The sequence below is a fragment of the Staphylococcus carnosus genome, assembly GCF_900458435.1.
GTDB classification, from domain to species: domain Bacteria; phylum Bacillota; class Bacilli; order Staphylococcales; family Staphylococcaceae; genus Staphylococcus; species Staphylococcus carnosus.
The window spans coordinates 826,997-853,851 of the sequence record NZ_UHCT01000001.1 but is presented as its reverse complement, the minus strand read 5'-3'; the positions used below and the strand labels follow the sequence as shown (position 1 = coordinate 853,851).

Sequence of the window (26,855 nt, the reverse complement as noted above, 5' to 3'; positions counted from 1 at the left end):
TAAAACTACCCTCACAAATACTTCAAAAAACACATTAAGTTAAATTTATTTAATTTTTATGTACAAATGAAAAAGCATAAGTCCACTTTGAACTTATGCTTCCAATATATTACTATTCTTCTGGATTTTTCTTATACAGAATTTCACGATACGTATGTCTCGGCGTATGATATCTTGGCTTTTCTACCGCAAGCGCCTTAAATAATGACCACATCATTAAAATAATGACAACCGAGAACGGCAGCGCTGCGATGATCAACAGATTTTGTATCGCTTGTGTACCGCCAGTATAAATCATGATCAATGCAAACAGTGCTAAAATAACACCCCAAGATACTTTTACAACAGAAGCTGGATTAATACTGCCGTTTGAACTCAACATACCTAACACATAGGTTGCTGAGTCAGCTGATGTTACAAAGAAAATCATAATCACGACTAAAGTAACTAAACTTAAAATAAAACCAAGCGGATAATGTTCCAGTGTCGCAAAGGTTGCTGTTTCAGTTGCTTCTTTAGCGATATTAGCAATGTGGTTATTCTGCAAGTAAATAGCAGATGCACCAAATACCGCAAAGAAGAAGAAACATACTAAGGCTGGTACAAATAATACGCCTAAAATAAATTCTTTAATCGTACGTCCTCTTGACACACGAGCAATGAAAATTCCAACGAATGGCGCCCATGAAATCCACCAAGCCCAGTAGAAAATTGTCCAATTCTGCATCCATTGGAATTTTTCTCCACCATTTTGCGGAATACGCAAACTCATTTTAAAGAAATTCGCAATGTAATTCCCTAATGAATTTGTAAACGTATCTAGAATATAAAGTGTAGGCCCCACAGCAAACAATACAATTAAAACAACGAAAGCTAAAATCATATTGATATTGCTTAATGTTTTAATTCCTTTATCAATACCAGACCAAGCACTCCATGTAAATAAAACTGTAGAAATAATTACAATAACGACTTGAACACCGAAATTAGAAGGCACTTTAAATAAGAAATGCAACCCTTCATTAATTTGCAAGGCACCGAAACCTAAAGTCGCTGCGACACCAGTGACCGTCGCAATAATTGCAAGAACGTCAATCGTACCGCCAAGCGGTCCGCGCATTCTTTTTTCTCCAAGCAATGGTACTAACGTCGCGCTAACTAAACCAGGATAACCTCTATGGAAACTAAAATACGCAAAAACTAAAGCTACAATGCCATAGACAGCCCAAGCATGAACACCCCAGTGGAAAAATGCAAACTGCATAGCATCATCAATTGCAGCTTGTGTACCTGCTTTATGTATTGGCGTTTTAGTAAATGCATGGCTGATAGGTTCTGCAGTTGTCCAAAAGACTAACCCTATTCCCATACCTGCACTAAACAACATCGCAAACCATGACTTTAAAGAAAACTCAGGATCTTCTCCCTCTTCTCCTAATGTAATACTAGAATATCTAGAAAATAATAGATACACACATACAATTAAAATTACGAGTACTAATAATAAATAATACCAAGTAAAATTTTTCGCAATAAAAGTTGTAATTTGTTGCGTACCTGTTTCAAGCTGTTTTGGGAAAATCGCACCAAAAGCGACAAAAATTGTACATATCGCTAGGGCAAACCAAAACACTTTCGTCATTTTTTTCTGTTTCATAACGAAAAAACTTCCCCCTATTAAGTTGATGTCTTATAATTACCCTCTTTTAAGTCATCGAACCCTGTATAATGCAGATTCAACACTTCCTACCATAGTGTAGAATATTTATTTAAATACATAATAAAAAGCACAACCCTCCGATAAAGAGTTGTGCCTAACCGATTAATCCTCTTCCATATTAATAACTAATTTTCCAATCATACTGTGACTTTCTAATTTTTCATGAGCCTCATATAACGTATCTGCTGTCAGACCATCAATTACTTTTGTGACTGTTGGGCGGTACGCTCCACCTACTGCTTTATTAGAAATATCATTCAAGTAACGATGATATTTAATCACATCATCATCATATAATGCACGTGTGTACATAAATTCATGAGTGAATGTAATACTTTTATCTTTCAAGAGATTCAAATCTTGTTTTTCCTCAAAAGCCACAATTGTCGCAATATGACCTCTTGGTTTAACCAAGTCTATCATTTTTTCGTAATATAAATCCGTATTGAAAGTACAGAAGATATAATCAATTTTATCAATATTATGTTGTTTTAATTGTGCTTTCATATCCTCTTTATAATCCAGAACCAAATCAGCACCCATAATCTCTGACCATTCTTTTGACTCGTTACGTCCTGCAGTAGTAATGACACGCAAGCCGTATTCTTTAGCAACTTGTGTCGCAATACTGCCGACACCGCCAGCACCATTAATAATCAATAATGTTTTATCTCTATTATTATCAGGATTAGATGAAATACCGAACACATCAAATAATGTTTCATAAGCCGTTAAACCTGTTAATGGTAAACTTACCGCTTCATTATTCGTTAAATTATCCGGTTTACGTGCTACATAACGTTCATCCATAATTTGATACTGCTCATTTGAACCATCATAATTAGGTGAACCTGAATAAAACACCTCATCGCCTACTGTGAATAATTCCGTGTCAGGTCCTGCCGCTACTACTTCACCAACTGCATCAAAGCCTAAAATACGCGGCGGATTTTGAATAGGCGTCTGACGAATTTTAGTATCCACTGGGTTCACACTAATCGCATTCACTTTAATCAATAATTCGTTATTTTTGGGAATAGGCTGGTCTTTTTCAAATTCGTAAAATAAATTTCCTTCTGACAAGGCAAATGGTTTATCTGCACCGATTGCTTTCACACTACCACCTCATTAATCTAGAATATTTGAAACTTTAATAACTTGCTTACCGAAGTTTTCACCTGTGAATAAATTTCTGAATGCATGGGGAACTTGATCAAATCCATCTGCTACAGATGTTTTTGTTTTAATTTTACCTTCTTGAACCCACTGTGCAAGTTGTCTTCCGGCGTTATCAAAGTTTTTCTCGAATTGGAAAACCAAGAAGCCTTGCATTAAAGCTTGATTTTTGATTAAAATCGGTTGAATTGCTGGTTCATAAGATACTTCTTTATCATTATATTTGGAAATCGTTCCACATACTGGAATACGTGCAAACGTATTTAAGTGTTTAAATACCTCATTTGCTACAGTTCCTCCAACATTTTCGAAATAAACATCTACACCATCTGGAACTGCTTCAGCTAATTTTTCAGCATAATCATCACGTTTATAATCAACCGCATGATCAAATCCTAACTCTTCAACTAAATAACGATTCTTTTCTTCACCGCCAGCAATACCGACCACTTTGGCACCTTTAATTTTCGCAATTTGTCCTACAACTGCCCCCACAGCACCAGAAGCTGCTGACACAACAACCGTTTCACCTTCTTTAGGTTTACCGATTTCAAGCAAACCGTTATATGCTGTTTGGCCTGTCATACCTAAGACACCTAAAAATAAATACGCTGGTACATCTAATTCAGGTACTTTTCGAATATTTTTCACATCAACTGTCGGCAACGTCGCCCAAGGCATCATCCCTGTTACAATATCACCTTCGTTAAAATCATTGGCATTAGATTTTTTGACCTGTCCAACACTCAAACCTACAATCGGTTCATCAAGTTGGAATCCGTCAATATAAGAATTTGTGGAAGGTTTCATACGATTTCTCATATAAGGATCCACAGAAATATATGCCATTTCTACAAGCACTTCACCCTCTTTTGGCTCTTGTACCTCAACCTCTTCATAACGAAAATCATCATCTTTCGGCATACCATCAGGATATTTTGCGAGTACGATTTGTTGATTTTGTACCATTATTACATCTCCTTGTTCATATTTAACATACTATTTATATTGCCGTTTTATAAAAGAACTAATCTTATTCTTTTACTTCCACAAGAAATCAATCAATTGTTGCGCAACTTTAGGATTTTCATGCAATTGGCTATGTTGACCACCTTTTCCTTTAATCATCACTTCTTTATAACTCTTAGTATTGCCTTCTAACAGATATCTTAACGATTTTGAAGATGCATTCGTTACGCGCTCATCACTATTCGTACCATCTTCCACATTGCCATAGATATTTAATACTTCTACTTTAGGATATGTTTTATTTTTTCTCAGATTTAACAAATCAACATACTCATCAGTCATTCTGTTCGGTTTGCCATCTTCATTCAACTCAACTTTCCCTGGTTCATCGTTAATTCCGATAATACCATTGAAAGTACCTGCAATATTCACTTCTTTATGCAGTGTCGGCAAGTCCGGATTGTTGCTGTATTGCAGCATATAATATGAAAACGACAAATTGCTCATAGAATGTGTCACCATATTGAATTGATCAAATTGATACTTCTGCTGCAATGCATTTAAAACATTCTTAATCCATAATGCATTTTGCTTATAATCTCCATTTTCATTGTCTCTTAAATTAATTAACACCACAGGATGCTTTTCGTTTTTAGGTATCTTTCCTTTTAAAGTGACATGACCATTCGATGTAACATCAGCAATAATCGGCTTTTTTGTTATACCTTCTTTTTCAAATCGGTGCGCAAAGTACTGTTCTGACTTTACACTTCCTCCATAACCATGCATAAGTAAAGTCGGTGTCCCAATAGATTGATTAGTCGTGTCATGATTACTTTGGTGATTCGCATCTATCATATATTTAGCAATACCTAAAACCCCGAGAACAATTGCTGCAATCATCAGGATAAGTGTCGTTTTTTTACTGGGTTGATCTTGTTTATCCATCCTTCATTCCCCTTTGTCTTTTCTTTTCAAATTAGAGATATTTGAATTAAGTATAGAGGTTTCAAGAAGACTGCGCAATTTGTATGTATAGAAAAAACGAATGAGTCAATACCCATCCGCTTCTTCTTACTCATTATTCATCAGCAACTTTTACAACCTGTTTGCCGAAGTTTTGGCCTGTAAATAAGTTTTCAAATGCTTCTGGAACTTGATCAAAACCTTCAGCAATAGATGTCTTGGATTTAATTTTCCCTTCTTTAACCCATTGTGCCAACACTTTAGCTGCACGTAGGAAATCATCTTTAAACTGTCGCACAATGAATCCTTGCATCAAGGCTTGATGTTTAATCAAGATAGGTTGAATCGCTGGTTCATATTCAGGTTCGTCAGCATTATACGTCGAAATCGCACCGCATACTGGAATTCGCGCAAATGTATTTAAGTGTTTAAATACCTCATTTGCTACAGTTCCTCCGACATTTTCATAATAGACATCTACTCCGTCGGGTACTGCTTCAGCTAATTTTTCTGCATAATCCTCACGCTTATAATCCACAGCTTCATCAAATCCTAGTTCATCGATTAAATAACGGTTCTTTTCTTCTCCGCCTACAATACCAACTACTTTGGCACCTTTAATCTTCGCAATTTGTCCAGCAATAGAACCTACAGCTCCTGAAGCTGCAGAAATCACTACTGTTTCCCCTTCTTTCGGCTTACCAATACATAACAAACCATGATAAGCTGTTTGGCCTGGTGACCCTAATGTACTCAAATAAAGATATAAAGGTCCCGCGGGGTCTTCTATTTTCTGTAATTCTTCACCATCAACTGTATTATATAAACACCATGGCATCGCACCTAATACAAAGTCGCCCTTTTTAAAATCAGGATGTCTGGATTCTGTCACTTTACTGATCATTCGTCCTACAATAGGTTCATCTAATTTAAAAGAAGTAATATACGGATCATTTTTGCGCATACCATTTCTTAAATAAGGATCCATAGAGATATAAATCGTTCGGACCACAACTTCATCATCTGCAGGTTGTTGTATTTTAATATCTTCATATCGAAAATCATCTTTAGTCGGCATTCCTTCTGGAAATTGCGCTAAAACAATTTGTTGATTTTCAACCATATCAACATCTCCTTCTTATTTTTAATACTTATCTATTCCCTGAGATGAGACAAATTAAAAGACTGTGCTTGAGTGTGAGCGCTCAAACACAGTCTGATGTATATATTTTTATGTGAGAAGTTAATTTTATATATGTGTAAATCTTAACGATATCGAAATCGATAAAGTAAAGTGATAAACTTTCTGCTTATTTTTTATTTAAATATTTTTCAATATAGAATGCAGATTCTTCGATGGATTTATATTCTGTATTGATAACCGTCGCATTAAATTTCGAAAAGACTTCTTCAGCATAGCTGAGTTCTTCTTTAATACGCTGCAAGCTGTTATAGTTTGCTGAACCTTTCATGCCTAATACACGAATACGTTCTGTACGAATATTCATAATGTAGTTCGGACTTGCAGTTAACCCGAATACCAGCATCTTTTTATTGAATACATCCTCAGGAATAGGTGCTTCAGGTACTAATGGGATGTTCGCTATTTTATATCCTTTATTGGCAAGATACATGCTGAGTGGTGTTTTAGAAGTACGTGATACCCCTACAATCACTGCATCAGCATCTTCCATACCATCATATACTTTACCGTCATCATATTTCACTGAAAACTCCATGGCTTCAATGCGTTGGAAATAATGCTGATCTAATTTTCTGAGCGCACCACTTTCACGTAATGGTGATTGATGTGTACGTTCTTCGATAATACTCAATAAACCAGACATATAATCCACATAAGGTATGTTTTCTTCTTGCGCAAAAGTTTGTCCAATTTGGTTGAATTTCGGACTGACTAATGTCGTTACGACGACCGCATTACGTTGTTTTGCTAAATTAAGAATTGTTAAAAATTCTTCTTCGCTTTTAATAAATGGAAATTTTTTAATTTCTGCTTGTTCTTCTAAATCAGGAAACTGCGTCAACGTAGCATGTGCCATCCGCATTGCAGTTTCTCCGATAGAATCTGATACGATATACAGAGTTAAATTTTCGTTATTTGTTTGCACCGACCAATCTCTCGCTTTCTACCTGACTTTGTGCAGCAGCTAAAATCGCGCCTGGCACTCGGAAAGGTGAGCAAGATACATAATCAATTGCTAAATCATTAAAGAAGTGAATTGATTTTGGATCGCCGCCAAGTTCACCGCAAACTCCAATTTTAATTTGAGGGTTGCTGGCTTTTGCTTGTTCAACTGCTGTCTTAATCAATTGTCCTACGCCATCAACATCCAATGTTTGGAATGGATCAATTGTTAACAAGTCTCTATTAATATATTCACTAATGAATTTACCCGCATCATCACGTGAGAAACCATAAGTCAATTGCGTTAAATCGTTTGTACCGAAGCTGAAGAACTCAGATTCTTGTGCTAATTGACCTGCGATTAAGCACGCTCTTGGTGTTTCTATCATTGTACCAATAAGATAGTTGACTGTCTTGTTTTCTCTTTCTTCTAATTCAGAAATTGTTGTCTGAATTGTGTCTTTTAATGTTTTAAATTCTTCTACAGTTGAAACGAGCGGTATCATGATTTCCGGTTTACTTTCAATACCTTCTGCTTGCAAACGCATAACACTGCCGATAATCGCTTCAGCTTGCATTTCAGCAAGTTCAGGATATGTGACTGCTAAACGGCAACCGCGGTGTCCAAGCATTGGGTTTACTTCATGCAAGTCATTTAAGCGTTTTTTCAATACATCCGGCTGCACATCTAATTGATTAGATACGATTTGAATTTCTTCTTCTGATTTCGGAAGGAATTCATGCAATGGCGGATCAAGCAAACGCACAATTGTTGGACGGCCATTTGATAATCTGAAGATTTCTTCAAAGTCTTCTGTTTGGTATTTGCGGATTTCATTTAATGCATCCACACGTTCTTCTTTTGAAGATGCTAAGATGAAACGACGCATTTGTACCAAACGTTCAGCACCGAAGAACATGTGCTCTGTACGAACAAGGCCGATGCCTGATGCATCGAATTGATAGCCTGCTTGAATGTCGGCTGGCGTTTCAGCATTCATACGTACACCTAATCGTGCAGCTTCTTCTGCCCATTGCATGAAGCGGTCGAATTCTTCACTATGTTCAGCGCTTGTCGTTTCAATTTCACCAAGGTAGATATTTCCAGTCGAACCATCTACTGAAATCACATCGCCTTCATGAATTTCTTTACCGTGATAGTTTACAACTTTGTTTTCTGTATCAATATTTAAATTTGAGCACCCTGTCACACAGCATTTGCCCATTCCGCGTGCTACAACTGCTGCATGTGATGTCATACCGCCATGTGTTGTTACAATCGCTTCACTTGCTACCATACCTTCAATGTCTTCTGGTGATGTTTCTGGTCGCATTAAGATGACTTTTTCCCCTTGTTCAGCTTGTGTTTTAGCGTCTTCAGCTGAAAAGACAACTTTTCCTGTTGATGCACCTGGACTTGCTGGCAAGCCTGCTTCAGAAATTGCTTCTGCGGCTTCTAATGCTTTTTCTTCAAATGCCGGGTGCAATAATGTATCGATAGATTTCACATCAACCTTTGTCAGCGCTTCGTCTTTTGTAATGACACCTTCATCTACGAGATCCACTGCAATTTTCATGGCAGCTTTTGCTGTACGTTTACCGTTACGTGTTTGTAAGATGTAAAGATTCGCATTTTCAATTGTAAATTCGATGTCTTGCATGTCTTTATAGTGTGTTTCTAATTTTTCAGTCACATCGACAAATTCTTGGTAGACATCTGGCATTTGTGAATCTAATGTTGCGATTTCTTTTGGCGTACGAATACCTGCTACGACGTCTTCTCCTTGTGCGTTCAATAGATATTCACCAAATAATTTGTTTTCTCCTGTAACCGGATTACGTGTGAATGCTACGCCTGTGCCGCTTCGGTCACCGCTGTTGCCGAAGACCATTTCTTGAACATTGACTGCAGTACCAATGTCGTGCGGTATGTCGTTTAAGTCACGATATACACGTGCGCGGTCGTTGTCCCATGATTTGAATACCGCTTCAACTGCTTCTGTTAACTGTTTTAAAGGTTCTTGCGGGAAAGGTTTGTAGACTTCTTCAACATAGATTTCTTTGAAGCGGTCGCTGATTTCTTTTAAAACTTCGGCTGGAATATCTGCATCTACTTCGTATCCATGTTCTTCTTTATATTTATCAAAATATTGATCAAACGCATTCATCGGAATACCATATACAACTTGTCCGAACATTTGCAGCAAACGTCTATAACAATCATAAGCAAAACGTGCATCTCCTGTTTTATCTGCTAGCTTTTCAACGTTTTCATCATTTAAACCTAAGTTTAAAATTGTATCCATCATACCAGGCATAGAAATTTTTGCTCCACTGCGGACAGATACGAGTAATAAATTTTCATTTGATGAAAATGCTTTGCCAGTTCGTTCTGAGAATGCTGCCAATTGATTATGTAATTCTTCTTTTAATTCATTTGACAGTGTTGAACCATGTTTCAGGTATTCAATACAAGCTTCTGTTGTAATTGTAAAACCATCTGGAACAGGTAAACCAAGTCGTTTCATTTCTGCAAGGTTGGCTCCCTTTCCTCCTAGAAGATCTTTCATAGCTTGACTACCTTCTGAAAATGCATAAATGTATTTTGTCATTTGTAGATCACCTCATATATTTCTTTTTAATGTGTCATACTAATTATTTTAAAGTATGTCATACTGAAAACGTTTTGACAATAAAAAACATACTAATTCAAAATATTTTTCGAAAAGGTTTTCATTAAATCGTAATATTTTGCTCTTTTTGAGAGTATTATTCGTTATACAAACTAAAAGTGATATACTAATTTTAACTAAATGAATAGAGGGGATAATATGTTGAAGAATCAGTTTCCAATAGGAAAATATGTACAGCCAGAAACTTTCAATCGTGCTGATATTGAGGGGTGGATTCATGCGATCGAAAAATTACCTGAAGAATTAACTACATTAACGAGCAATCTTTCACAGACTGCACGTCATGCAACATACAGAGAAGGAAGTTGGGATGTTCAAACCTTAGTACATCATATTGCTGATGCACATATGCATGGATTTATTCGTACAAAATTAATTTTGACTGAGAATCAGCCCAATGTATGTTCATTCGAAGAAAACGAATGGGTTAAATTGCCTGATAACGAAGTTCCTTTAGAATATTCTTTGGATCTTATCAATGGCATTCATAAACGCTGGGCCACTTTATTGTCTTCATTACCGGTAGAAGCATATAATCGGACAATGTACCATGCTGACGGGGGCGTTCAAAAGTTAGCTGATCTTATTTCTAAAATGGCTTGGCATGGAGATCATCATTTAGAACATATCCGTATTGCCTTGAACGAAGTTGAAGCATAAAAGTTGGACGCTGTTGCTATAGTGACAGCGTTTTAATTATGACAAAATACTGTCATTTCAAAATTTAATTATGCGTTCTTTCAATTAATAAGTTGACGTACATCTATTCAAAATTCTATACTTTAATTGAAAAGAAAAATGATAACTAATATACATCGAAGAAGGAGCATCCTATGAGCCATTTATTTTCTAAAGAGAGCGTATTCGTATCGAATGCCACTAGTAAAGAAGAAGTTTTTGCAGAAGTATCAGAAGCATTAATCAAATCAGGAGTTGTAAAGGAAAACTTTTTAGAACACGTACTAGAACGTGAAAAAAATTACCCAACAGCAATCAGCTTAGCTAACATCAGCAAAGCATATCCTAATGTTGCAATTCCACATACAGAACCTGAATTTGTAAACAATACTAAAATTGTCCCTGTTAAATTAACAAATTCACTTGTTTTTCAAAATATGAGTTCACCGCATAAAGATATTACAGTGGATTTCTTATTTGTTATTTTAAATGCTGATAAAGCAAGCCAAGTTCATCTTTTATCTGATCTTGTTGCATTTTTCGAAACTCAAGATAAAGATGCATTAGCAGAGTTCTTTACTTTAACAGATACTGATGCAATCTATGATTACTTACAAGCAAACTTTAAATTTTAAACTTAAAAATCATCTTCGAATCTTTTAAAGTTCGAAGATGATTTTTATTCGCTATTTATTTTTCTGCATTTCGCTTCATTCTTTGCGGTAAATCAAAGAACGGTTGGATATCTTGTACATATTCTAAAATACCTACGTATTCATCATCTTCATCAAACAATGCTTTATAGGTCACATAAATGAACTTACCATCTTTTTTAAACCACATTGATTCTGACTCGCGTTGTTTCGTTTTTAAGTCTCTGATGATTGCCATTACTTTACTTAAACTTTTTGGCGGATGGCAATTTGCAACATTACGCCCTATTGAAATAGGCGTACGAATAAACATCATTTCAGATGATTCGACTAAATCATTAAAGTATTTGAATACGCCATTTTTATCAACAAATGTGATTTCAACAGGTAAATTATCTAATATCAAATTTGCTTCTTTGGTTGTTAGATATCCTCCACCGAATCTTAAGTTTTTAGTACCTTTTTTAGCATCTAAGTCTGCTTCGATGGTTTGCGGTTCAATTTCCGGATCATGCCATATCTCTGGCACTTCAATTGCATAATCGAATGCACTACTTTCAACTGCGATTTGTGCCCATTCTACTGGGCTGATTTGTTCTTGCATTAATGGCACTAACAACAGACGCTCTTGCTTCAACATTTCAATAAAAACCGCTTCAAACTCTATAAAAGCTGTTTCTACATGTCGCCACTCTATTTCTCCAATTTTCTCAATACGTTTTTGCAGTCGTTTCAAATAATTGCGAATAATATCGTCATCTGCCCACATCTTTCGCGGAAGAATATAAATACCTCTACGTTCTAACACTGGAAATAAAATCTTTTCCTTACGATTAAAATGTGCAACCAAACCACTTAATGTTGCGACCCTATCCTTCAACGATTTAATCGCATCTGTATTTTCCATCTCTACTTCTTTTAATAATTGTCCTATATCAGCAACTAAGGACTCTAGATATTCAATCTCTTTTGTAAAAATATTAATAGGATGTGTGACATCATCAGTAATTGTGACCTTAGTCAATTGTTTTTCTGTAGTTTTATTAAGGATAATAATAAAGTTTCCTATGTCATCAATCGATGCAAATTTTTCAATATAATATAATTGGCGTAAAGCCTCTAATATTTCCTCGCTCGAAACATTATGCGTAAATTGTTTTAAACTATCTTGAATATCTTCTTGATGATTATTTTGATCAATTAAACCTTTTGTCTCTTCTTTAATTTCATTTGAAATCGAACCTATATTAAACATTCATAACACCCGCAATCTGGTTAACCCTTTATATTATTATACCTCGTGTATCGTTTAAATAACTTAATGAATACCTGATAGATTATCTATTGGATATGAGTAAGTTGTTCAGTCTCAGTATCCCACATATATATAGACGGCATTTTCATTTGAAGAAAATCATTATAATTAAACTTTCCTTTAGTCAAATCGTTAAATAATAATGACATAGCTGTGCCATGCCCGCCAATTAAGAGAGTTTCATAATCACTGTTTTTAATAATGGATTGGTATGTCTGTACAATTCGATTTTGTACTTCATTTAAAGATTCTCCATTTTCCAATTTAAAATCGAAATCATGCCATTGTTGTTGTGCATAATCGTAAAAATCTTCCACCCAATAACCTATCTTTCTTTCACGTAAACCATCAATTTGTTTGATAGGTAATTTTAAATTTTCAGCAATGGGACTAACTGTTTCTATAACCCTCTTATACGGACTAGCAAATATCATTTCTATTTTCTTATCCCTAAAGAATTCAATGAGTAACTCAGCTTTTTGATGACCTTCTTCAGTTAAAGGCGCAATGACATCTTCTTTAACACTGTTATCTCTTAAAGAATGCCTAACAAAATAAATTTTCATTTTTACTTTTCACCCTCTATTCTTTATTAATCAATTGATTAATTCTGATATCAATAGCTTGATCACTCATATGTACCTCTTTACCAATTTCCTTGTGTGTCAATTGTCTGTCTCTATTAAAAGCTTTAATATCTGTTCATCTATACTATCCATTTAATTACCTTCTTATCTTGAAAATAAATGAAAGATACTATTTCCATCCAACCATTAATTTAGTTCCAAAGTGGTATTACTATAATAATATCAAAAGTTGGAGGTTTAATTATGACAAAACAAGCATTAATTATTATTGATATTCAAAACGATTATTTCAAAGGCGGCAATATGGAATTATTTAAACCGGAAGCTACTTTAGAGAATGTTTTACAATTAGAACAACGTTTCAAAAAAGATAATCAACCGATTTTATATATACAACATATTAATGAAGATTCTAATGCCGGATTCTTTATCGAAGGTACTGAAGGTGTTGAATTAAGAAAAGAATTAAACCCATCTGAAAAAGACGACATTATTGTAAAACATTACCCAAACAGCTTTTTAGATACTAACTTACAAAGCAAACTTAAAGAATTAGATGCAGAACAACTTGTGATTTGTGGAATGATGACACATATGTGTATAGATTCAACTACAAGAGCAGCGGCAGAATTAGGTTATCAACCTATTTTAATTGAAGATGCAACAGCTACAAGATCTCTTGAATACAGTGAAAATAAAGTTAATGCTGAGCAAGTACAAACTAGTTTTATTGCTGCATTGCAAGCTTTTGCACAAGTTGAATCAACAAATACTTTCTTAAAATAATTTTAAAAAGCATGCTTATTGTAGTATTCAAATCTACAACAAGCATGCTTTATTTTGTTATGACATATTAGTTATTTGTGAATGGCTTTTTAGTTTTAAAGATGGTATTAACAAGAAGAATAATAAAACTGCTGATAATGCGAACCCTCCTTGATAACCGCTTAATTCTTGAGCCATAGAAGGTACTTTAGAAGTCATAAAGAAAGCTGCTATCGTCGCAATCATTGCTGTTCCAAAACTTGAGCCTAAATTTTCTATCATATTAATAGCTACACCTGCAGGCGGTAAGTCTTTATCTTCCAAGCCAATATAAGCTGAACTTGTAAAGCCGAGCATTATACCACCCACGCTGCAACCTCGAATAAAGAGCATGAGGTATAACCACCATATACTTGTATGACCCGTAATAAAAATAAAAGGAATCGTACTGATTATAGAAATTAGAATTGAAACAAGACTTACAATTTCTGCCCCCTTACTATCGATTAATTTACCAATCAAAGGTCTTGTCACTAACATTCCTAAACCTTGAGGAATGAGCGCTAAAGAAGCTTGAATCATATTCATGTGATAAATATTGATAAACAATAGCGGTAAGATAATCATCGGCCCCATAATCGCAGCATTAGCTAACAGTAGTCCTCTTCCTGAGAGCGAGAAAGACTTATATTTAAATAGCGACAATGGCAGAATCGTTTCGCTATGTCTTCTTTTATCATAGAAAATGTATAAGATTAAACTTGCAATACCTATAACAATGAAAATATTAGCCGACATATGACTGCTGCTTTGACTAAACTGATTAATGCCATACATAAATGAACCAGAAAATACAATCAACATAATCATCCCAGCTACATCTAATTTCTTCTCTTTGTTAAATGGTGTAAATTTCGGAATATATTTATTCATTAATGGAACTGCTATGATTACTACAAAGATATTGATAAAAAATATCCAGCGCCAAGATAAAAACTGTGTTAGAAAACCACCAAGCACTGGGCCGAATATCGGACCGAATATCATAGGTGTACTCACAATTGCCATAACCCGACCTATTTTATCTTGTCCTGCTACTTTTACTAAAAGTGACATCATTAATGTCGTTATAACGCCAGCACTAAACCCTTGAATTAATCGTAAAGCGATAAATAGATATACATTAGTGCTTATGCCGATAATTAATGAAATAATCCCAAAAATTACAGTAGCATTGATAAAAACTGCTTTACTATTAAATCGATTCATCAACCATCCAGAGACCGGAACAGCCATTGCCAGTGCCAGCATATAACCTGTAATGGCCCATTGAATGATATTAAGGGATGAATGAAAATCTTTGATTAAGTGATTAATTGCGATATTAATCATCGTAGAATCCAGCATTGGTGCAATTGCACCTAATGCAATCGCCCAGGCACCTGCTAGAATATCTCTTGGTAATTTATTAGTAGAATGTTCTATACTAAGACTCCTTTCAAATATTGTTTCCTATTCAACAAAATAAACTTTACCACGATATTGTTTCCTCGTCAACAATAATCAGAGATAAAAAAAGACACTCCTTTATTTTCAGGAATGTCACCTTTAATTAACCGTACGATTTTGTTTATTTATTTCTTGATCAAGATGATTACGATATTGATTAATAAAATCCATCATTAATTGATATTGTGTATCGTCCATCTCTTCAAATACTTTTTCATCACGCTTTTGGAATTTAGCATGCAACTGTTCATGTGTATGATAGATTTTTTGACCTGCAGCAGTTAGCTTGAAGTAAATTTCTTTTTTATTATCTTCCTTTCTATAACTTTCAATCAATTCTTTTTTCATCAATCGTTTTGTAAGTTTACTGATCGCACCTCTAGTCATATAGAGCATTTCAGCTAGCTTTCTGACATTAGGGTCTAGGTTTTCTTCAATGGCTTCAATACAATGCACTTCAGTAGAAGTTAAACCTTTGAGTGCTTCTTCCATTTCAAACTTATTTAAATAAGCAATCTTATTAAATAAATCTCTGAAGTTGTACATGAGTTCTTCTTCTTTATTCATAAGTTATGACTCCTTAACGTAAGCTTTCCTTTTATCTTATTATAACGCAAAAAAACTCCCAGAGCATTTGCTCTGAGAGTATATAATCGAAATCGACAATTAACGTTTTGAGAATTGTGGAGAACGACGTGCTTTTTTAAGACCTGGTTTTTTACGTTCTTTCATACGTGGGTCACGAGTAAGTAATCCAGCGCGTTTTAAAGAACTTCTGTATTCAGGATCAGCTTCTAATAATGCACGAGCGATACCATGACGGATAGCTTGTGCTTGACCTGTGAAACCGCCACCGTGAACGTTAACTAAAACGTCGTAGTTACCTTTAGTTTCTGTAACTTCGAATGGTTGGTTTAAGTCTAAGATTAATGATTCGAATGGTAAATATTCACGTACGTCTTTACCATTTACAGTGATGTTACCTTCGCCTGGTACTAAACGTACACGTGCTACTGAGTTTTTACGACGGCCTGTGCCTCTATATTCAACTTGTGCCAATGTAATTTCCTCCTTCTAATTAACCACGTAACTCGTAGTTTTCTGGTTGTTGTGCAGCGTGTGGATGTTCAGCGCCACCATATACAAATAATTTTTTACCTTGTTTTTCACCTAAACGGCTGCTTGGTAACATGCCTTTGATTGAAATTTCAAGTAAACGTTCTGGGTTTTTCTCTCTTAATTCACCAGCTGTGATTGATTTAATTCCACCTGGGTAGTTAGAGTGACGGTAGTAAACTTTGTCTGAAGCTTTTTTACCTGTCATTTCGATTTGTCCAGCGTTGATGATGATTACGTAGTCACCACTGTCAACGTGTGGAGTATAAGTTGCTTTATGTTTTCCGCGTAAAATAGATGCTACTTCTGATGATAAGCGACCTAAAGTTTGGCCTGCTGCATCGATAACATACCATTTGCGCTCAATGTTTGATTCATTAGCCATAAATGTTTGACGCATAATAATTGTCCTCCTAATAATAACTGCTATGCAAGTTGCTTTTTTTAAAACAATGTTACGATTCAAAGCTCAGATAATATTCATTTAGTTGATTTTCATTCGACTTTGCTTCTATATCTAGTAACACAATAAGTTTCCGGGGCTTATCGTGGTGGTGATATAAAACAATACCGCATATAATCGTATAATTTATCTAAGTATTTGTCAATACGATTCAATCATTTTCCAATGATTTTTTACGATGTATTTTAATATCTGGCCCGAAGTCATTGATTAATTCTTGTGGAGCTAAATAGATTTTTTCTAGATACAGCCCTTCTGCTGGCGCAGTGAAAGGAACTTGCTTGCGATCTTTAGCTTCCAAAAGAATTGGAACTTCTTCAGGTTGACGTTTACCTTTGCCTACTTCAATCAAGAAGGCAACAAGTACACGAACCATATTATACAGAAAACCTGAGCCAGTCACAATGTAATCAAACCCATTTTCTGTTTTAATTATTTCACTTTGATATAAAGTACGTTCCTTACTCTCTACTTCTGTTTTTTGTGAACAAAATCCGGTGAAATCATGCGTTCCTATAAATTGTTGGGCTGCTTCATTCATTTTCTCTAAATCGAGTGAATCAGCATAAAAGGTTTTCAAACCGCTCATGAACACATCACGATGTTTACCTTGATATACTTTATATCTGTAACGCTTTCCTACACAGTCATAGCGACAATGAAAGTCATCATCGACGATTGATACCTCGTTGACATAAATGTCGTCAGGTAAAGCGCTATTCATCGCATACTGCCACTTATCAGGCGCAATGTTTAATTCAGTATCAAAGTGAAAATATTGTTCTATTGCATGCACACCTCTGTCAGTACGACTTGATGGATGAATACGCACATGACGTTTATGCATGCGTTTTAATATTTTCTCAAATTGTTGTTGTACTGTTCTACCGTGCTGTTGAATTTGAAATCCTAAAAAATTACTTCCTTGGTATGAAATTTTTACTAATATCCGCACATTTCTACACTCCTATATTTTTCAGTGCAAATAAAATTACAGCAATTGGAATTAATAATAAGATTAATAGCGTATCTTTCCAATGCCACTTTAATTTACGATAACTTGTACGTTTGGCCTTTACATCATAGCCCCTTACTTCCATTGCAATTGCTAAATCTTCACCACGTTGGAAAGCTGAAATAAATAAGGGAATAAGCAAAGGAATGAAAGCTTTGATTCTCTGCCCAATTGAACCCGAACTAATTTCCGAGCCTCTTGATTTTTGAGCAAGGATAATTTTATCTAGTTCTTCCATTAACGTTGGAATAAAACGCAACGCAATAGACATCATCATGCTTAATTGTTGTACAGGAATTTTAAGATAACGTAATGGTGCTAAAATTTTATCAAATGCGTCTGTTAATGCAATAGGACTTGTTGTCAATGTCATAATTGTCGAAATCATCATAATGAACATCAAACGACAACAAATAAAGATACCTTCAATAATCCCGCCTGTTTCAATTGTGATGAATTTCCAATGAAATAGAACTGTTCCGCCTTTAGTCAAAAATAAATGCATTAAAAATGTAAAAATCAAGAAGAATAAAATGGGCGTTAGACCCTTCAGTAAATAAAATAATTTAATCTTCGAGCAATACATTAATATTAATAATATGAGCAGCATCCATCCATACATTGCGAAATTATGACAGAAGAAAACAAGGATTATATAAAAGAATACAAAGCATAATTTAGCTCTCGGATCCAGGTTATGAATCATAGAATCAAGCGGCAAATAACGACCAATAATAAATTTATTCTTCATGAGTTTGCCACTCCTTGTATAGCTTTATAAACTCCTCATCTGATAATGCTGTGAAAGGCAATTGAACATTATATTTTTGTTCAAAATCATATTGAAGTTGCACAATATCCGGCAAATCCAAATGATAGTCTCTCACACGTTCTAAGCTGCCGAATAAAGCCCTTGGAGTCCCTTCGAATACTAATGATCCCTTTTGCATTACTTTTACATTTTCAGCATACTGTGCCACGTCATTCATGTCATGTGTTACAAGTACAATTGTTTTTCCTTGTTCTTCTTGAAGCTGTTTAAATAAAGACATTACCTGTATACGGCTTTTAGGATCTAAACCTGCTGTTGGTTCGTCTAATATAATCACATCTGGATCCATAGCCAAAATTGAGACGATTGCAATTTTGCGCATCTGTCCTCCAGACATTTGAAAAGGAGATTTTTCCATAATATCTCGTTCAAATCCTAATTGCATCAACAAACGATATGCATAGTCCTTTACTTTTTCTAAATCCATTTTGAAATTTTTAGGACCGAAAAGTATCTCTCTCTCAACATTGTCTTCAAAGAGCTGTGCTTCGGGAAATTGAAATACCATTCCAATTTTTTGTCGCACTGGTCGAATCTCTTTATCTTTGGTTTTTGCCATAATTTTCAAATCATTCAATTCAACAACACCATATGTAGGTTTTAAAAGACCATTGAATTGTTGAATTAAAGTAGATTTTCCAGAACCTGTTTGCCCGATAATGGCATAATAACGTCCTTCTTCAAAATGTGTATCTATATGATGTAAAGCCTCATATTCAAAGGGTGTGCCCTTTTGATATATATAACTCACGTCTTTGAAATTCACCTTCATAAACGATCCACCAATTCATCATAATTCAAAAACTCAGGTGGGTTACCGAGCATTTGATTAATTTTCATTGGAAATGGCAAGTCTAAGCCGATTTCTGTTAACGATGACCCTTTCTCGAAAATTTCTTTAGGTGTGCCCATTTCATATACTTTTCCACGATTTAACACAATCATATAATCAGAATCCACTGTTTCAGTCAAATCATGGGTAATAGAAATTATCGTCACATTCTTATCTTCATTTAAATGCCGTACTAATCGCATTAATGATGCTTTTCCTTCAGGGTCCAGCATTGAAGTAGCCTCATCTAAAATAATAACTTCTGGACTTAGCACTAACACCCCTGCAATGGCTACACGCTGCTTTTGTCCTCCTGATAATGCTTGTGGTTCATGATTACGTTGAGCATACATATCTACTTCTTTAAGTACTTCTGGTACTTCTTCATGCATTTTTTCATAAGGGACCATAAAGTTTTCTAATCCAAATGCAACATCATATTGCACAGTTGAACCTACAAATTGATTTTCAGGATTTTGAAAAACAATACCAATGTGTTTTCTGATTTCTGTTAAATTATGAGGCGTTACTCTTTGATCTTCAAAGAGAATTCGTCCTTCTTGATATTGCATCATCCCCATCATCAATTTCGCAATTGTCGACTTCCCAGAACCATTGTGGCCGACGATTGATGTCCATTTACCTTTAGGTATCTTGAATGAGATATCATTTAGCGTAAACCATTCATCGCCTTGATATTGGAATGAAACATTATCAAATTCTATTATATGTTCATTGTTCAAAATGGCTCTGTCCCTTCATTATGAATTCACTCTTTAATTGTACATGAATATAAGTTTTGTGTATACGCACATATAAGATAAAAGCCCCTAAACGTATACAACCGTCAGGGGCTTTAAAAATAAAAAAGCGCGCACCCCATTCTGTTTTTTGAGTTCACGCTTTAAATTTATTAAGTTAGATGAATGGGGTACTCTGAGCTAGACAATATTTGTATGTGGCAAACATTATCGTTGCACTCATTTGCTTTATATAATCAATAAGTCTGTGTGTTTATTTTTAGTACAATGATAAGCGCACAATGCTCTCATCGTGTTCTTCTACTTATCATCTTGCTTAGTTTCAAGTTATAACTTCAAATTAAACTAATTCGATAATTGCTGATTCAGCACCGTCACCACGACGAGGACCTGCTTTAAGCACACGAGTGTAACCGCCTTGACGGTCAGTGTAACGTGGAGCAATTTCACCGAATAATTTTTGTAATGCTGTTTGTGTTGTGTCATCTTCATTCAAGATTTCAACATCACGAACGACTTTAGCTGCTTGACGACGAGAAGCTAAATCTCCTTTTTTACCTAAAGTGATCAAACTATCTACAACACCGCGTAATTCTTTCGCGCGAGCTTCAGTAGTTTCGATACGCTCATTAACGATAAGTGAAGTTGCTAAGTCGCGTAACATAGCTTTACGTTGATCAGATGTACGACCTAATTTTCTGTAACCCATGAGTTAACCTCCTTTACCTTTATCAATCTTCTTTTCTTAGACCTAAGCCTAGATCTTCGAGTTTGTATTTTACTTCTTCTAAAGATTTACGACCTAAATTACGTACTTTCATCATATCTGCTTCAGATTTGTCAGCCAATTCTTGAACAGTATTGATTCCTGCACGTTTTAAGCAGTTATAAGAACGTACTGATAAGTCTAATTCTTCAATAGACATTTCAAGCACTTTTTCTTTTTGATCTTCTTCTTTTTCAATCATGATTTCAGCATTTTTTGCTTCATCAGTTAATCCAACAAAGATGTTCAAGTGTTCAGTTAAAATTTTTGCTGCTAATGAAACTGATTCTTGTGGAGTGATAGAACCATCAGTCCATACATCTAATGTTAACTTATCAAAATCACTACTTTGACCTACACGAGTGTTTTCAACTGTATAGTTAACTCTTTCTACTGGTGAGTATAATGAGTCAACTGGGATAACACCGATTGGTAAATCACTAGTATTATTTTGTTCAGCTAATGCGTAACCTCTACCCTTATTAGCAACTAGACGGATTTTTAAGTGTCCACCTTTAGATACAGTCGCAATTTTAAGCTCTGGGTTTAAAATTTCAACATCACTGTCGTGAGTAATGTCTGCTGCTGTAACTTCGCCTTCATCTTTAACATCGATTTCTAACGTTTTGTCTTCTTCAGAATAAATTTTAAGAGCAAGTTCCTTAATATTCATAATGATTGTAGATACGTCTTCTACTACGTTATCAATTGCTGAGAATTCATGGAGAACGCCTTCGATCTCGATGTATTTAACAGCTGCACCTGGCAATGAAGATAGTAGGATACGACGTAAGGAGTTTCCTAGCGTAGTGCCATAGCCACGTTCTAGTGGTTCAACAACAAACTTACCGAATTTAGCATCTTCACTAATTTCAATTGTCTCAATTCTAGGTTTTTCAATTTCTATCATTATTTACATATCCTCCTTGGTTACGTCGACTTATAAGATACTGCTTATCTCAGTGATCTGCGGAACATAACATTCAACTATAATATTATACGCGACGACGTTTTGGCGGACGGCAACCGTTATGAGGTACTGGAGTAACGTCTCTGATAGCTGTTACTTCTAAACCAGCTGATTGCAACGCACGAATAGCTGATTCACGACCAGGACCAGGTCCTTTTACTGTTACTTCAACTGATTTCAAGCCATGTTCCATAGCTGTTTTTGAAGCAGTTTCAGAAGCCATTTGAGCAGCGAAAGGTGTTGATTTTTTAGAACCTTTAAAACCAAGTGCACCTGCTGATGACCATGATAATGCATTACCGAATTCATCAGTAATTGTTACGATTGTATTATTGAAAGTTGAACGGATGTGTGCCACACCATTTTCAACATTCTTTTTCACTCTACGTTTACGAGATACTTGTTTACGTGCCATTTAAAATTTTCCTCCTTTACCTATTATTTTTTCTTGTTAGCTACAGTTTTAACTGGGCCTTTACGCGTACGAGCGTTATTTTTAGTTTTTTGACCACGAACTGGTAAGCCACGACGGTGACGGATACCACGGTAAGATGAAATTTCCATCAAACGTTTAATGTTTAAGTTTTGTTCACGACGTAAGTCACCTTCAACTTTGTATGCGTCAACAGTTTCACGGATACGACCTAATTCGTCGTCTGTTAAATCTTTAACGCGAGTGTCAGGAGAAACATTAGCTTCTTCTAAAATTTTAGCCGCAGTTGATTTACCTACACCGTAGATATAAGTTAATGAAATTACAACGCGTTTTTCGCGTGGAATATCGATTCCTGCAATACGTGCCATATTATTTTACACCTCTCTTTTATTAACCTTGTCTTTGTTTGTGTTTCGGATTTTCACAAATGATCATTACTTTACCTTTACGTTTAATGACTTTGCATTTTTCGCAAATAGGTTTTACTGATGGTCTTACTTTCATTTTTATACCTCCCTATAATTATGGAGTGACGAATTATTTATAACGATAAGTGATTCTTCCACGAGTTAAATCGTATGGAGACATTTCTACAGTTACTTTGTCGCCAGGTAGAATTCGAATATAATTCATTCTGATTTTACCACTAACGTGTGCTAAAATCTCATGACCATTTTCTAATTCTACTTTAAACATTGCATTTGGTAAAGTATCTAGTACTGTACCTTCTAATTCAATTACATCTTGTTTTGCCATTAGAACAATTCCCCCTTTTGCATTATTAGTTAATGTCTATTGGAAAATGTTAGACATACTGCCGTTGTCTTTAGTGTTGAACAAAATTTCGGGAATCATTATCGTTATTTTGTCACTCTTAATACGCTAAATACTAAGAGACTAACAATTTGATATTACCTTCATTCAACAAACAAGCAGCAATGTTGAATTACTTAAGATTGTCTAGGATATCAATTACAGAATCTGTAACTTTTTCAATATCTCCAGAACCGTCAATGTTTTGCAAAATGCCTTCTTTATCATAGTATTCAATGATAGGTTTTGACTGCTTAACATTGACTTCTAAACGTTTTGCAACTGTTTCTGGGTTGTCGTCTTCACGTTGGTATAATTTACCACCGTCAAGATCACAGACACCGTCAACTTTTGGAGGATTGAACACAAGATGATAAGTCGTTCCGCAAACTTCGCAAATACGACGTCCAGTGAGTCGATTCATAAGTTCTTCTTCTGGAACTTCAATGTTGATGACTGCATCAATCTTTCTGTCAAGTTCTTTCATGATTTTACTTAATGCTTCTGCTTGTTCAAGTGTACGTGGGAAACCATCTAATAAAAATCCTTTTTTCGCATCGTCTTCAGAAAGTCTTTCTTTAACGATACCCACAGTAACTTCATCAGGTACAAGTTCGCCGCGATCCATATAAGATTTAGCTTCTTTACCTAATTCAGTTTGGTCTTTGATAGCTTTTCTAAACATATCACCTGTAGATATATGCGGAATAGGGAATTTCTTAACTATTTCACTCGCTTGAGTTCCTTTACCTGCACCAGGTAAACCCATTAAGATGATATTCATATTGCCCTCCTACAGTTTATCTACCACCAAAGCCTTTATATTCTTTTTGGTTAACTTGCGCTTCCAAACTCTTCATCGTTTCGATTGCAACACCGATAACGATTAATAAGCTTGTACCGCCGACTTGGATTGACTGCGGTAAGTTCATAAACTTAGTAGCTAGTATCGGCAAGATAGCGATAACTGCCAAGAATATAGAACCAACAAAAGTTAAACGATATAAAACTTTAGTAATATACTTTTTAGTTTGTTCACCAGGTCTAATACCTGGAACGTAACTGCCTTGTTTCTTAAGGTTGTCAGACATTTTTTCAGGATTAACTTGAACAAATGCATAGAAGTAAGTAAATGCAATGATCAAGATAATATAAATTACCATTCCGATATTACTTGATGGATTGGCTGTATTAGCAATTTGCTGAGCCCAATCTGCTTTAGGGAAGAACATTGTTAATGTTCTAGGCAACAAGAAGAATGCCATTGCGAAGATAACTGGGATAACCCCTGCTGAGTTAACTTTTAACGGCAAATACGTTGCATTTGATCCTAAACGCTGAGTAGATTGCTTTTTAGCATATTGAATAGGAATTTTACGTACAGCTTGAAGTACGTAAACAGCACCCATAGTCAATAGTACTAAACCAATAACTAAACCAGCAACTTGCAACCATGCCATAGTTGTATCACTTTGCCCGACAAAGGCTTGTTGATAAAACTGAATAAGCGATGATGGCAATGTTGACAAAATACCAGCAAAGATAATGATTGAAATACCATTACCTACACCATACTGAGTGATTTGTTCACCTAACCATAATAAGAATGCAGTACCAGTTGTTAATACAATAGCAATTAACAAATAACTCATCGGAGAAGGATCAATAATCAATGCGCCCTTCAAATAGTTATTAAACTGGAATGCCATACCGATGGATTGGATAAACGCTAAGATAATCGCAAAATAACGTGTAACGTTATTTAATTTCTTACGTCCAACATCACCCTGTTTAGCCCATTCTGTAAATTTCGGAACAATATCCATTTGCAATAACTGCATTACGATTGAAGCAGTGATGTAGGGCATGATACCCATTGCAAATATGGAAAAGTTCTTCAAGGCTCCGCCACCAAAAGTATTTAATAAATCAGTGACACCTTGAGAACCTTGATTGTTATCAAATGCAGCTGGATTGACTCCAGGCGCAGGTATATAAGTACCTATTTTAAAAATAACTAGCATTGCGAGCGTAAAAAAGATCTTGTTCCGTACTTCTTTAGTTTTAAAGAAGTTAACAAATGTTTCAAACATTAGATCACCTCGTGTGCTCCACCTTTAGCATCAATTGCTTCAGCTGCAGATGCAGAGAAATTATGCGCTTTTACTGTTAATTTTTTCTCTAGAGAACCATTACCTAATACTTTGATACCCGCTTTAGCGTTTTTAACCACACCAGTTTCGATTAAAAGCTCAGGAGTAACTTCTGTACCTTCTTCAAATCTGTTTAGTTGTTCTAAGTTAACAACTGCGAATTCTTTACGGTTAATGTTAGTGAATCCACGTTTTGGTAAACGACGGAATAAAGGTAATTGTCCACCTTCAAATCCTGGTCTTACTTTACCGCCTGAACGTGCTTTTTGACCTTTTTGTCCACGTCCACTTGTTTTACCATTACCTGTAGCAGCACCACGACCTACGCGGTTGCGTACTTTACGTGATCCTTCTGCTGGATATAATTCATGTAATTTCATTTCGGCACCTCCTTGATTTTATTTCTTATTTAGCGTCTACTTCTTCTACTGTAACTAAGTGACTTACTTTATTAATTTGCCCGCGATTAGCAACGTTGTCTTCAAGTACAACTGAAGAGTTAGTTTTTTTCAAACCTAAAGCTTCTACAGTTTTACGTTGAGTTTCAGGACGTCCAATCACACTGCGAGTGAGGGTAACTTGTAATTTAGCCATTATTCATTTTCCCTCCTTAATTGTATAATTCTTCTACTGATTTGCCACGTAATTTCGCAACTTCTTCAGCATTTTTAAGATTTTCTAAACCATTAAGAGTAGCACGAACCATGTTAATTGGAGTGTTTGAACCTAATGATTTACTTAAGATATCAGTGATACCTGCTAATTCTAATACGGCACGAACTGGTCCACCTGCAATTACACCAGTACCAGGTGCTGCTGGTTTCAATAATACACTTCCTGAACCGAAACGGCCAGTGATAGTGTGTGGAGTAGTACCTTCTACACGGTTAACTGTAACTAAATCTTTTTTAGCAGCTTCTACTGCTTTTTTGATTGCTTCAGGCACCTCTTGTGCTTTACCAGTACCGAATCCGACACGTCCTTTTTTATCACCTACAACTACTAATGCAGTGAAACGGAAACGACGTCCACCTTTTACAACTTTCGCAACACGGTTGATCGTTACAACGCGTTCTTCAAATTCTTTAGCTTCTTCATCTCTACGAGCCATCTATTGTCCCTCCTTTTATTATTAAAATTGTAATCCATTTTCACGTGCTGCATCTGCTAATGCTTTAACACGTCCATGGTATAAGTAACCTCCGCGGTCGAAGACAATTTCAGTGATACCTTTATCAGCTGCTTTTTTCGCAATTGCTTCTCCGACTTTAGAAGATAATTCAACTTTTGAACCAGTTTCATTTTCGAAATCTTTATCTTGAGTTGATGCTTGAACTAAAGTTACGCCTTTAGTGTCATCGATGATTTGTGCATAGATGTGTTTGTTTGAACGGTATACGTTTAAACGTGGTTTTTGAGCTGTACCAGATAAGTTAGAACGTACACGTGCATGTCTTTTTAAGCGCACTTTATTTTTATCAATTTTGCTGATCATGCTTTATTCTCCTTTCTTAGAGAGTT

At 35.4% G+C, this 26,855-nt stretch carries 32 protein-coding genes; 3 read left to right on the top strand and 29 right to left on the bottom strand.

The genetic code is table 11. The features are described 5' to 3' along the window. Positions 1-112: 112 nt before the first annotated feature. The 7 genes from DYE31_RS03880 to ppdK all read right to left on the bottom strand — a co-directional run bounded on the left by DYE31_RS03880 (position 113) and on the right by ppdK (position 9,589). Positions 113-1,657 (bottom strand): BCCT family transporter, encoded by a 1,545-nt coding sequence (locus tag DYE31_RS03880; RefSeq protein ID WP_015900934.1) that lies wholly within the window; start codon positions 1,655-1,657, stop codon positions 113-115. 165 nt (positions 1,658-1,822) lie between these two features. Continuing rightward, positions 1,823-2,836, bottom strand: a complete 1,014-nt coding sequence (locus DYE31_RS03875) for a zinc-binding alcohol dehydrogenase family protein (RefSeq protein ID WP_015900935.1) — start codon at positions 2,834-2,836, stop codon at positions 1,823-1,825. A 12-nt stretch (positions 2,837-2,848) separates the two neighbouring features. Then, the gene (locus DYE31_RS03870; RefSeq protein ID WP_015900936.1) at positions 2,849-3,865 is read right to left on the bottom strand and encodes an NADP-dependent oxidoreductase; all 1,017 of its coding nucleotides are present in this window, start codon (positions 3,863-3,865) and stop codon (positions 2,849-2,851) included. Between the two features lie 72 nt (positions 3,866-3,937). Continuing rightward, on the bottom strand, positions 3,938-4,813 hold the full coding sequence (locus tag DYE31_RS03865; RefSeq protein ID WP_015900937.1) for an alpha/beta hydrolase: 876 nt from the start codon (positions 4,811-4,813) through the stop codon (positions 3,938-3,940). 133 nt (positions 4,814-4,946) lie between these two features. Next, positions 4,947-5,954, bottom strand: coding sequence for an NADP-dependent oxidoreductase (locus DYE31_RS03860; RefSeq protein WP_015900938.1), 1,008 nt, complete (start codon positions 5,952-5,954; stop codon positions 4,947-4,949). Between the two features lie 187 nt (positions 5,955-6,141). Next, on the bottom strand, positions 6,142-6,960 hold the full coding sequence (locus tag DYE31_RS03855) for a pyruvate, water dikinase regulatory protein (protein WP_041613008.1): 819 nt from the start codon (positions 6,958-6,960) through the stop codon (positions 6,142-6,144). Beyond that, positions 6,947-9,589, bottom strand: coding sequence for a pyruvate, phosphate dikinase (gene ppdK / locus DYE31_RS03850; protein ID WP_115314363.1), 2,643 nt, complete (start codon positions 9,587-9,589; stop codon positions 6,947-6,949). The genes DYE31_RS03855 and ppdK overlap by 14 nt, the downstream gene beginning before the upstream one ends. 219 nt (positions 9,590-9,808) lie before the next feature. On the opposite strand from ppdK, the gene DYE31_RS03845 reads away from it, so the two are divergent. Together DYE31_RS03845 and DYE31_RS03840 are read left to right on the top strand one after the other, a co-directional pair. Further along, positions 9,809-10,330, top strand: a complete 522-nt coding sequence (locus DYE31_RS03845; protein ID WP_015900941.1) for a YfiT family bacillithiol transferase — start codon at positions 9,809-9,811, stop codon at positions 10,328-10,330. A 173-nt stretch (positions 10,331-10,503) separates the two neighbouring features. After that, positions 10,504-10,983, top strand: a complete 480-nt coding sequence (locus tag DYE31_RS03840; RefSeq protein ID WP_015900942.1) for a PTS sugar transporter subunit IIA — start codon at positions 10,504-10,506, stop codon at positions 10,981-10,983. A 55-nt stretch (positions 10,984-11,038) separates the two neighbouring features. On the opposite strand, the gene DYE31_RS03835 is transcribed toward DYE31_RS03840, so the two are convergent. Then, positions 11,039-12,256, bottom strand: coding sequence for a PAS domain-containing protein (locus tag DYE31_RS03835; RefSeq protein ID WP_015900943.1), 1,218 nt, complete (start codon positions 12,254-12,256; stop codon positions 11,039-11,041). Between the two features lie 86 nt (positions 12,257-12,342). After that, a complete protein-coding gene (locus DYE31_RS03830) occupies positions 12,343-12,882 on the bottom strand; it encodes a histidine phosphatase family protein (RefSeq protein WP_015900944.1) in 540 nt (179 codons plus the stop codon). A gap of 264 nt (positions 12,883-13,146) precedes the next feature. On the opposite strand from DYE31_RS03830, the gene DYE31_RS03825 reads away from it, so the two are divergent. After that, entirely contained in the window at positions 13,147-13,689 is a 543-nt protein-coding gene (locus tag DYE31_RS03825) for a cysteine hydrolase family protein (RefSeq protein ID WP_015900945.1), read from the top strand. A 57-nt stretch (positions 13,690-13,746) separates the two neighbouring features. Here DYE31_RS03825 and DYE31_RS03820 read toward each other — a convergent pair whose 3' ends face one another. The 20 genes from DYE31_RS03820 to rplR all read right to left on the bottom strand — a co-directional run bounded on the left by DYE31_RS03820 (position 13,747) and on the right by rplR (position 26,829). Next, on the bottom strand, positions 13,747-15,120 hold the full coding sequence (locus tag DYE31_RS03820; protein ID WP_371860250.1) for a DHA2 family efflux MFS transporter permease subunit: 1,374 nt from the start codon (positions 15,118-15,120) through the stop codon (positions 13,747-13,749). A gap of 156 nt (positions 15,121-15,276) precedes the next feature. Beyond that, positions 15,277-15,744: a MarR family transcriptional regulator gene (locus tag DYE31_RS03815; protein WP_015900947.1), complete on the bottom strand. Its 468-nt coding sequence runs from the start codon at positions 15,742-15,744 to the stop codon at positions 15,277-15,279. A 99-nt stretch (positions 15,745-15,843) separates the two neighbouring features. Further along, positions 15,844-16,236 carry a 30S ribosomal protein S9 gene (gene rpsI / locus DYE31_RS03810; protein WP_015900948.1) on the bottom strand — a complete coding sequence of 131 codons (393 nt, stop codon included), beginning with the start codon at positions 16,234-16,236 and terminating at the stop codon, positions 15,844-15,846. Positions 16,237-16,255: 19 nt separating this feature from the next. Then, positions 16,256-16,693 carry a 50S ribosomal protein L13 gene (rplM, locus tag DYE31_RS03805; protein WP_015900949.1) on the bottom strand — a complete coding sequence of 146 codons (438 nt, stop codon included), beginning with the start codon at positions 16,691-16,693 and terminating at the stop codon, positions 16,256-16,258. Between the two features lie 214 nt (positions 16,694-16,907). Next, positions 16,908-17,711, bottom strand: coding sequence for a tRNA pseudouridine(38-40) synthase TruA (truA, locus tag DYE31_RS03800; protein ID WP_015900950.1), 804 nt, complete (start codon positions 17,709-17,711; stop codon positions 16,908-16,910). Between the two features lie 4 nt (positions 17,712-17,715). Beyond that, positions 17,716-18,522, bottom strand: a complete 807-nt coding sequence (locus DYE31_RS03795; protein ID WP_041613010.1) for an energy-coupling factor transporter transmembrane component T family protein — start codon at positions 18,520-18,522, stop codon at positions 17,716-17,718. Beyond that, positions 18,512-19,375: an energy-coupling factor transporter ATPase gene (locus DYE31_RS03790; protein WP_015900952.1), complete on the bottom strand. Its 864-nt coding sequence runs from the start codon at positions 19,373-19,375 to the stop codon at positions 18,512-18,514. The genes DYE31_RS03795 and DYE31_RS03790 overlap by 11 nt, the downstream gene beginning before the upstream one ends. Next, positions 19,372-20,181 (bottom strand): energy-coupling factor transporter ATPase, encoded by an 810-nt coding sequence (locus tag DYE31_RS03785; RefSeq protein ID WP_371860251.1) that lies wholly within the window; start codon positions 20,179-20,181, stop codon positions 19,372-19,374. Before DYE31_RS03785 ends, DYE31_RS03790 begins: the two co-directional genes overlap by 4 nt. A gap of 355 nt (positions 20,182-20,536) precedes the next feature. Continuing rightward, entirely contained in the window at positions 20,537-20,905 is a 369-nt protein-coding gene (rplQ, locus tag DYE31_RS03780; protein WP_015900954.1) for a 50S ribosomal protein L17, read from the bottom strand. A gap of 22 nt (positions 20,906-20,927) precedes the next feature. Further along, a complete protein-coding gene (locus tag DYE31_RS03775; RefSeq protein WP_015900955.1) occupies positions 20,928-21,872 on the bottom strand; it encodes a DNA-directed RNA polymerase subunit alpha in 945 nt (314 codons plus the stop codon). A gap of 85 nt (positions 21,873-21,957) precedes the next feature. Further along, a complete protein-coding gene (gene rpsK / locus DYE31_RS03770; protein ID WP_015900956.1) occupies positions 21,958-22,347 on the bottom strand; it encodes a 30S ribosomal protein S11 in 390 nt (129 codons plus the stop codon). Positions 22,348-22,370: 23 nt separating this feature from the next. Then, a complete protein-coding gene (gene rpsM, locus DYE31_RS03765; protein WP_015900957.1) occupies positions 22,371-22,736 on the bottom strand; it encodes a 30S ribosomal protein S13 in 366 nt (121 codons plus the stop codon). 22 nt (positions 22,737-22,758) lie between these two features. Further along, the gene (gene rpmJ, locus DYE31_RS03760) at positions 22,759-22,872 is read right to left on the bottom strand and encodes a 50S ribosomal protein L36 (RefSeq protein WP_002479550.1); all 114 of its coding nucleotides are present in this window, start codon (positions 22,870-22,872) and stop codon (positions 22,759-22,761) included. A 33-nt stretch (positions 22,873-22,905) separates the two neighbouring features. Then, positions 22,906-23,124 carry a translation initiation factor IF-1 gene (gene infA / locus DYE31_RS03755; RefSeq protein ID WP_001118443.1) on the bottom strand — a complete coding sequence of 73 codons (219 nt, stop codon included), beginning with the start codon at positions 23,122-23,124 and terminating at the stop codon, positions 22,906-22,908. Between the two features lie 190 nt (positions 23,125-23,314). Then, positions 23,315-23,965: an adenylate kinase gene (locus DYE31_RS03750; protein WP_015900958.1), complete on the bottom strand. Its 651-nt coding sequence runs from the start codon at positions 23,963-23,965 to the stop codon at positions 23,315-23,317. 16 nt (positions 23,966-23,981) lie between these two features. Further along, complete coding sequence (secY, locus tag DYE31_RS03745) at positions 23,982-25,274, bottom strand: preprotein translocase subunit SecY (RefSeq protein WP_015900959.1); 1,293 nt, start codon at positions 25,272-25,274, stop codon at positions 23,982-23,984. Next, a complete protein-coding gene (rplO, locus tag DYE31_RS03740) occupies positions 25,274-25,714 on the bottom strand; it encodes a 50S ribosomal protein L15 (protein WP_015900960.1) in 441 nt (146 codons plus the stop codon). The genes secY and rplO overlap by 1 nt, the downstream gene beginning before the upstream one ends. Positions 25,715-25,739: 25 nt before the next feature. Beyond that, positions 25,740-25,928 (bottom strand): 50S ribosomal protein L30, encoded by a 189-nt coding sequence (gene rpmD, locus DYE31_RS03735; protein WP_015900961.1) that lies wholly within the window; start codon positions 25,926-25,928, stop codon positions 25,740-25,742. A gap of 16 nt (positions 25,929-25,944) precedes the next feature. Then, the gene (gene rpsE / locus DYE31_RS03730; RefSeq protein ID WP_015900962.1) at positions 25,945-26,445 is read right to left on the bottom strand and encodes a 30S ribosomal protein S5; all 501 of its coding nucleotides are present in this window, start codon (positions 26,443-26,445) and stop codon (positions 25,945-25,947) included. 21 nt (positions 26,446-26,466) lie between these two features. Beyond that, positions 26,467-26,829, bottom strand: a complete 363-nt coding sequence (gene rplR, locus DYE31_RS03725) for a 50S ribosomal protein L18 (RefSeq protein ID WP_015900963.1) — start codon at positions 26,827-26,829, stop codon at positions 26,467-26,469. Positions 26,830-26,855 lie beyond the last annotated feature (26 nt).

Excerpts from the sequence above, each read along its gene's own strand:
- DYE31_RS03880 (WP_015900934.1), bottom strand. The coding sequence starts at position 1,657 with ATGAAACAGAAAAAAATGACGAAAGTGTTTTGGTTTGCCCTAGCGATA.
- ppdK (WP_115314363.1), bottom strand. The coding sequence starts at position 9,589 with ATGACAAAATACATTTATGCATTTTCAGAAGGTAGTCAAGCTATGAAA.
- rpsK (WP_015900956.1), bottom strand. The coding sequence starts at position 22,347 with ATGGCACGTAAACAAGTATCTCGTAAACGTAGAGTGAAAAAGAATGTT.
- DYE31_RS03860 (WP_015900938.1), bottom strand. The coding sequence starts at position 5,954 with ATGGTTGAAAATCAACAAATTGTTTTAGCGCAATTTCCAGAAGGAATG.
- DYE31_RS03835 (WP_015900943.1), bottom strand. The coding sequence starts at position 12,256 with ATGTTTAATATAGGTTCGATTTCAAATGAAATTAAAGAAGAGACAAAA.
- DYE31_RS03840 (WP_015900942.1), top strand. The coding sequence starts at position 10,504 with ATGAGCCATTTATTTTCTAAAGAGAGCGTATTCGTATCGAATGCCACT.
- rpsE (WP_015900962.1), bottom strand. The coding sequence starts at position 26,445 with ATGGCTCGTAGAGATGAAGAAGCTAAAGAATTTGAAGAACGCGTTGTA.
- rpmJ (WP_002479550.1), bottom strand. The coding sequence starts at position 22,872 with ATGAAAGTAAGACCATCAGTAAAACCTATTTGCGAAAAATGCAAAGTC.
- rpsM (WP_015900957.1), bottom strand. The coding sequence starts at position 22,736 with ATGGCACGTATTGCAGGAATCGATATTCCACGCGAAAAACGCGTTGTA.
- DYE31_RS03790 (WP_015900952.1), bottom strand. The coding sequence starts at position 19,375 with ATGAAGGTGAATTTCAAAGACGTGAGTTATATATATCAAAAGGGCACA.
- DYE31_RS03775 (WP_015900955.1), bottom strand. The coding sequence starts at position 21,872 with ATGATAGAAATTGAAAAACCTAGAATTGAGACAATTGAAATTAGTGAA.
- DYE31_RS03825 (WP_015900945.1), top strand. The coding sequence starts at position 13,147 with ATGACAAAACAAGCATTAATTATTATTGATATTCAAAACGATTATTTC.
- DYE31_RS03750 (WP_015900958.1), bottom strand. The coding sequence starts at position 23,965 with ATGAATATCATCTTAATGGGTTTACCTGGTGCAGGTAAAGGAACTCAA.
- DYE31_RS03815 (WP_015900947.1), bottom strand. The coding sequence starts at position 15,744 with ATGAATAAAGAAGAAGAACTCATGTACAACTTCAGAGATTTATTTAAT.
- secY (WP_015900959.1), bottom strand. The coding sequence starts at position 25,274 with ATGTTTGAAACATTTGTTAACTTCTTTAAAACTAAAGAAGTACGGAAC.
- DYE31_RS03845 (WP_015900941.1), top strand. The coding sequence starts at position 9,809 with ATGTTGAAGAATCAGTTTCCAATAGGAAAATATGTACAGCCAGAAACT.
- DYE31_RS03865 (WP_015900937.1), bottom strand. The coding sequence starts at position 4,813 with ATGGATAAACAAGATCAACCCAGTAAAAAAACGACACTTATCCTGATG.
- DYE31_RS03870 (WP_015900936.1), bottom strand. The coding sequence starts at position 3,865 with ATGGTACAAAATCAACAAATCGTACTCGCAAAATATCCTGATGGTATG.
- rplQ (WP_015900954.1), bottom strand. The coding sequence starts at position 20,905 with ATGGGTTACAGAAAATTAGGTCGTACATCTGATCAACGTAAAGCTATG.
- rplM (WP_015900949.1), bottom strand. The coding sequence starts at position 16,693 with ATGCGTCAAACATTTATGGCTAATGAATCAAACATTGAGCGCAAATGG.
- DYE31_RS03830 (WP_015900944.1), bottom strand. The coding sequence starts at position 12,882 with ATGAAAATTTATTTTGTTAGGCATTCTTTAAGAGATAACAGTGTTAAA.
- rpmD (WP_015900961.1), bottom strand. The coding sequence starts at position 25,928 with ATGGCTAAATTACAAGTTACCCTCACTCGCAGTGTGATTGGACGTCCT.
- DYE31_RS03795 (WP_041613010.1), bottom strand. The coding sequence starts at position 18,522 with ATGAAGAATAAATTTATTATTGGTCGTTATTTGCCGCTTGATTCTATG.
- infA (WP_001118443.1), bottom strand. The coding sequence starts at position 23,124 with ATGGCAAAACAAGATGTAATTGAATTAGAAGGTACAGTACTAGATACT.
- rplR (WP_015900963.1), bottom strand. The coding sequence starts at position 26,829 with ATGATCAGCAAAATTGATAAAAATAAAGTGCGCTTAAAAAGACATGCA.
- rplO (WP_015900960.1), bottom strand. The coding sequence starts at position 25,714 with ATGAAATTACATGAATTATATCCAGCAGAAGGATCACGTAAAGTACGC.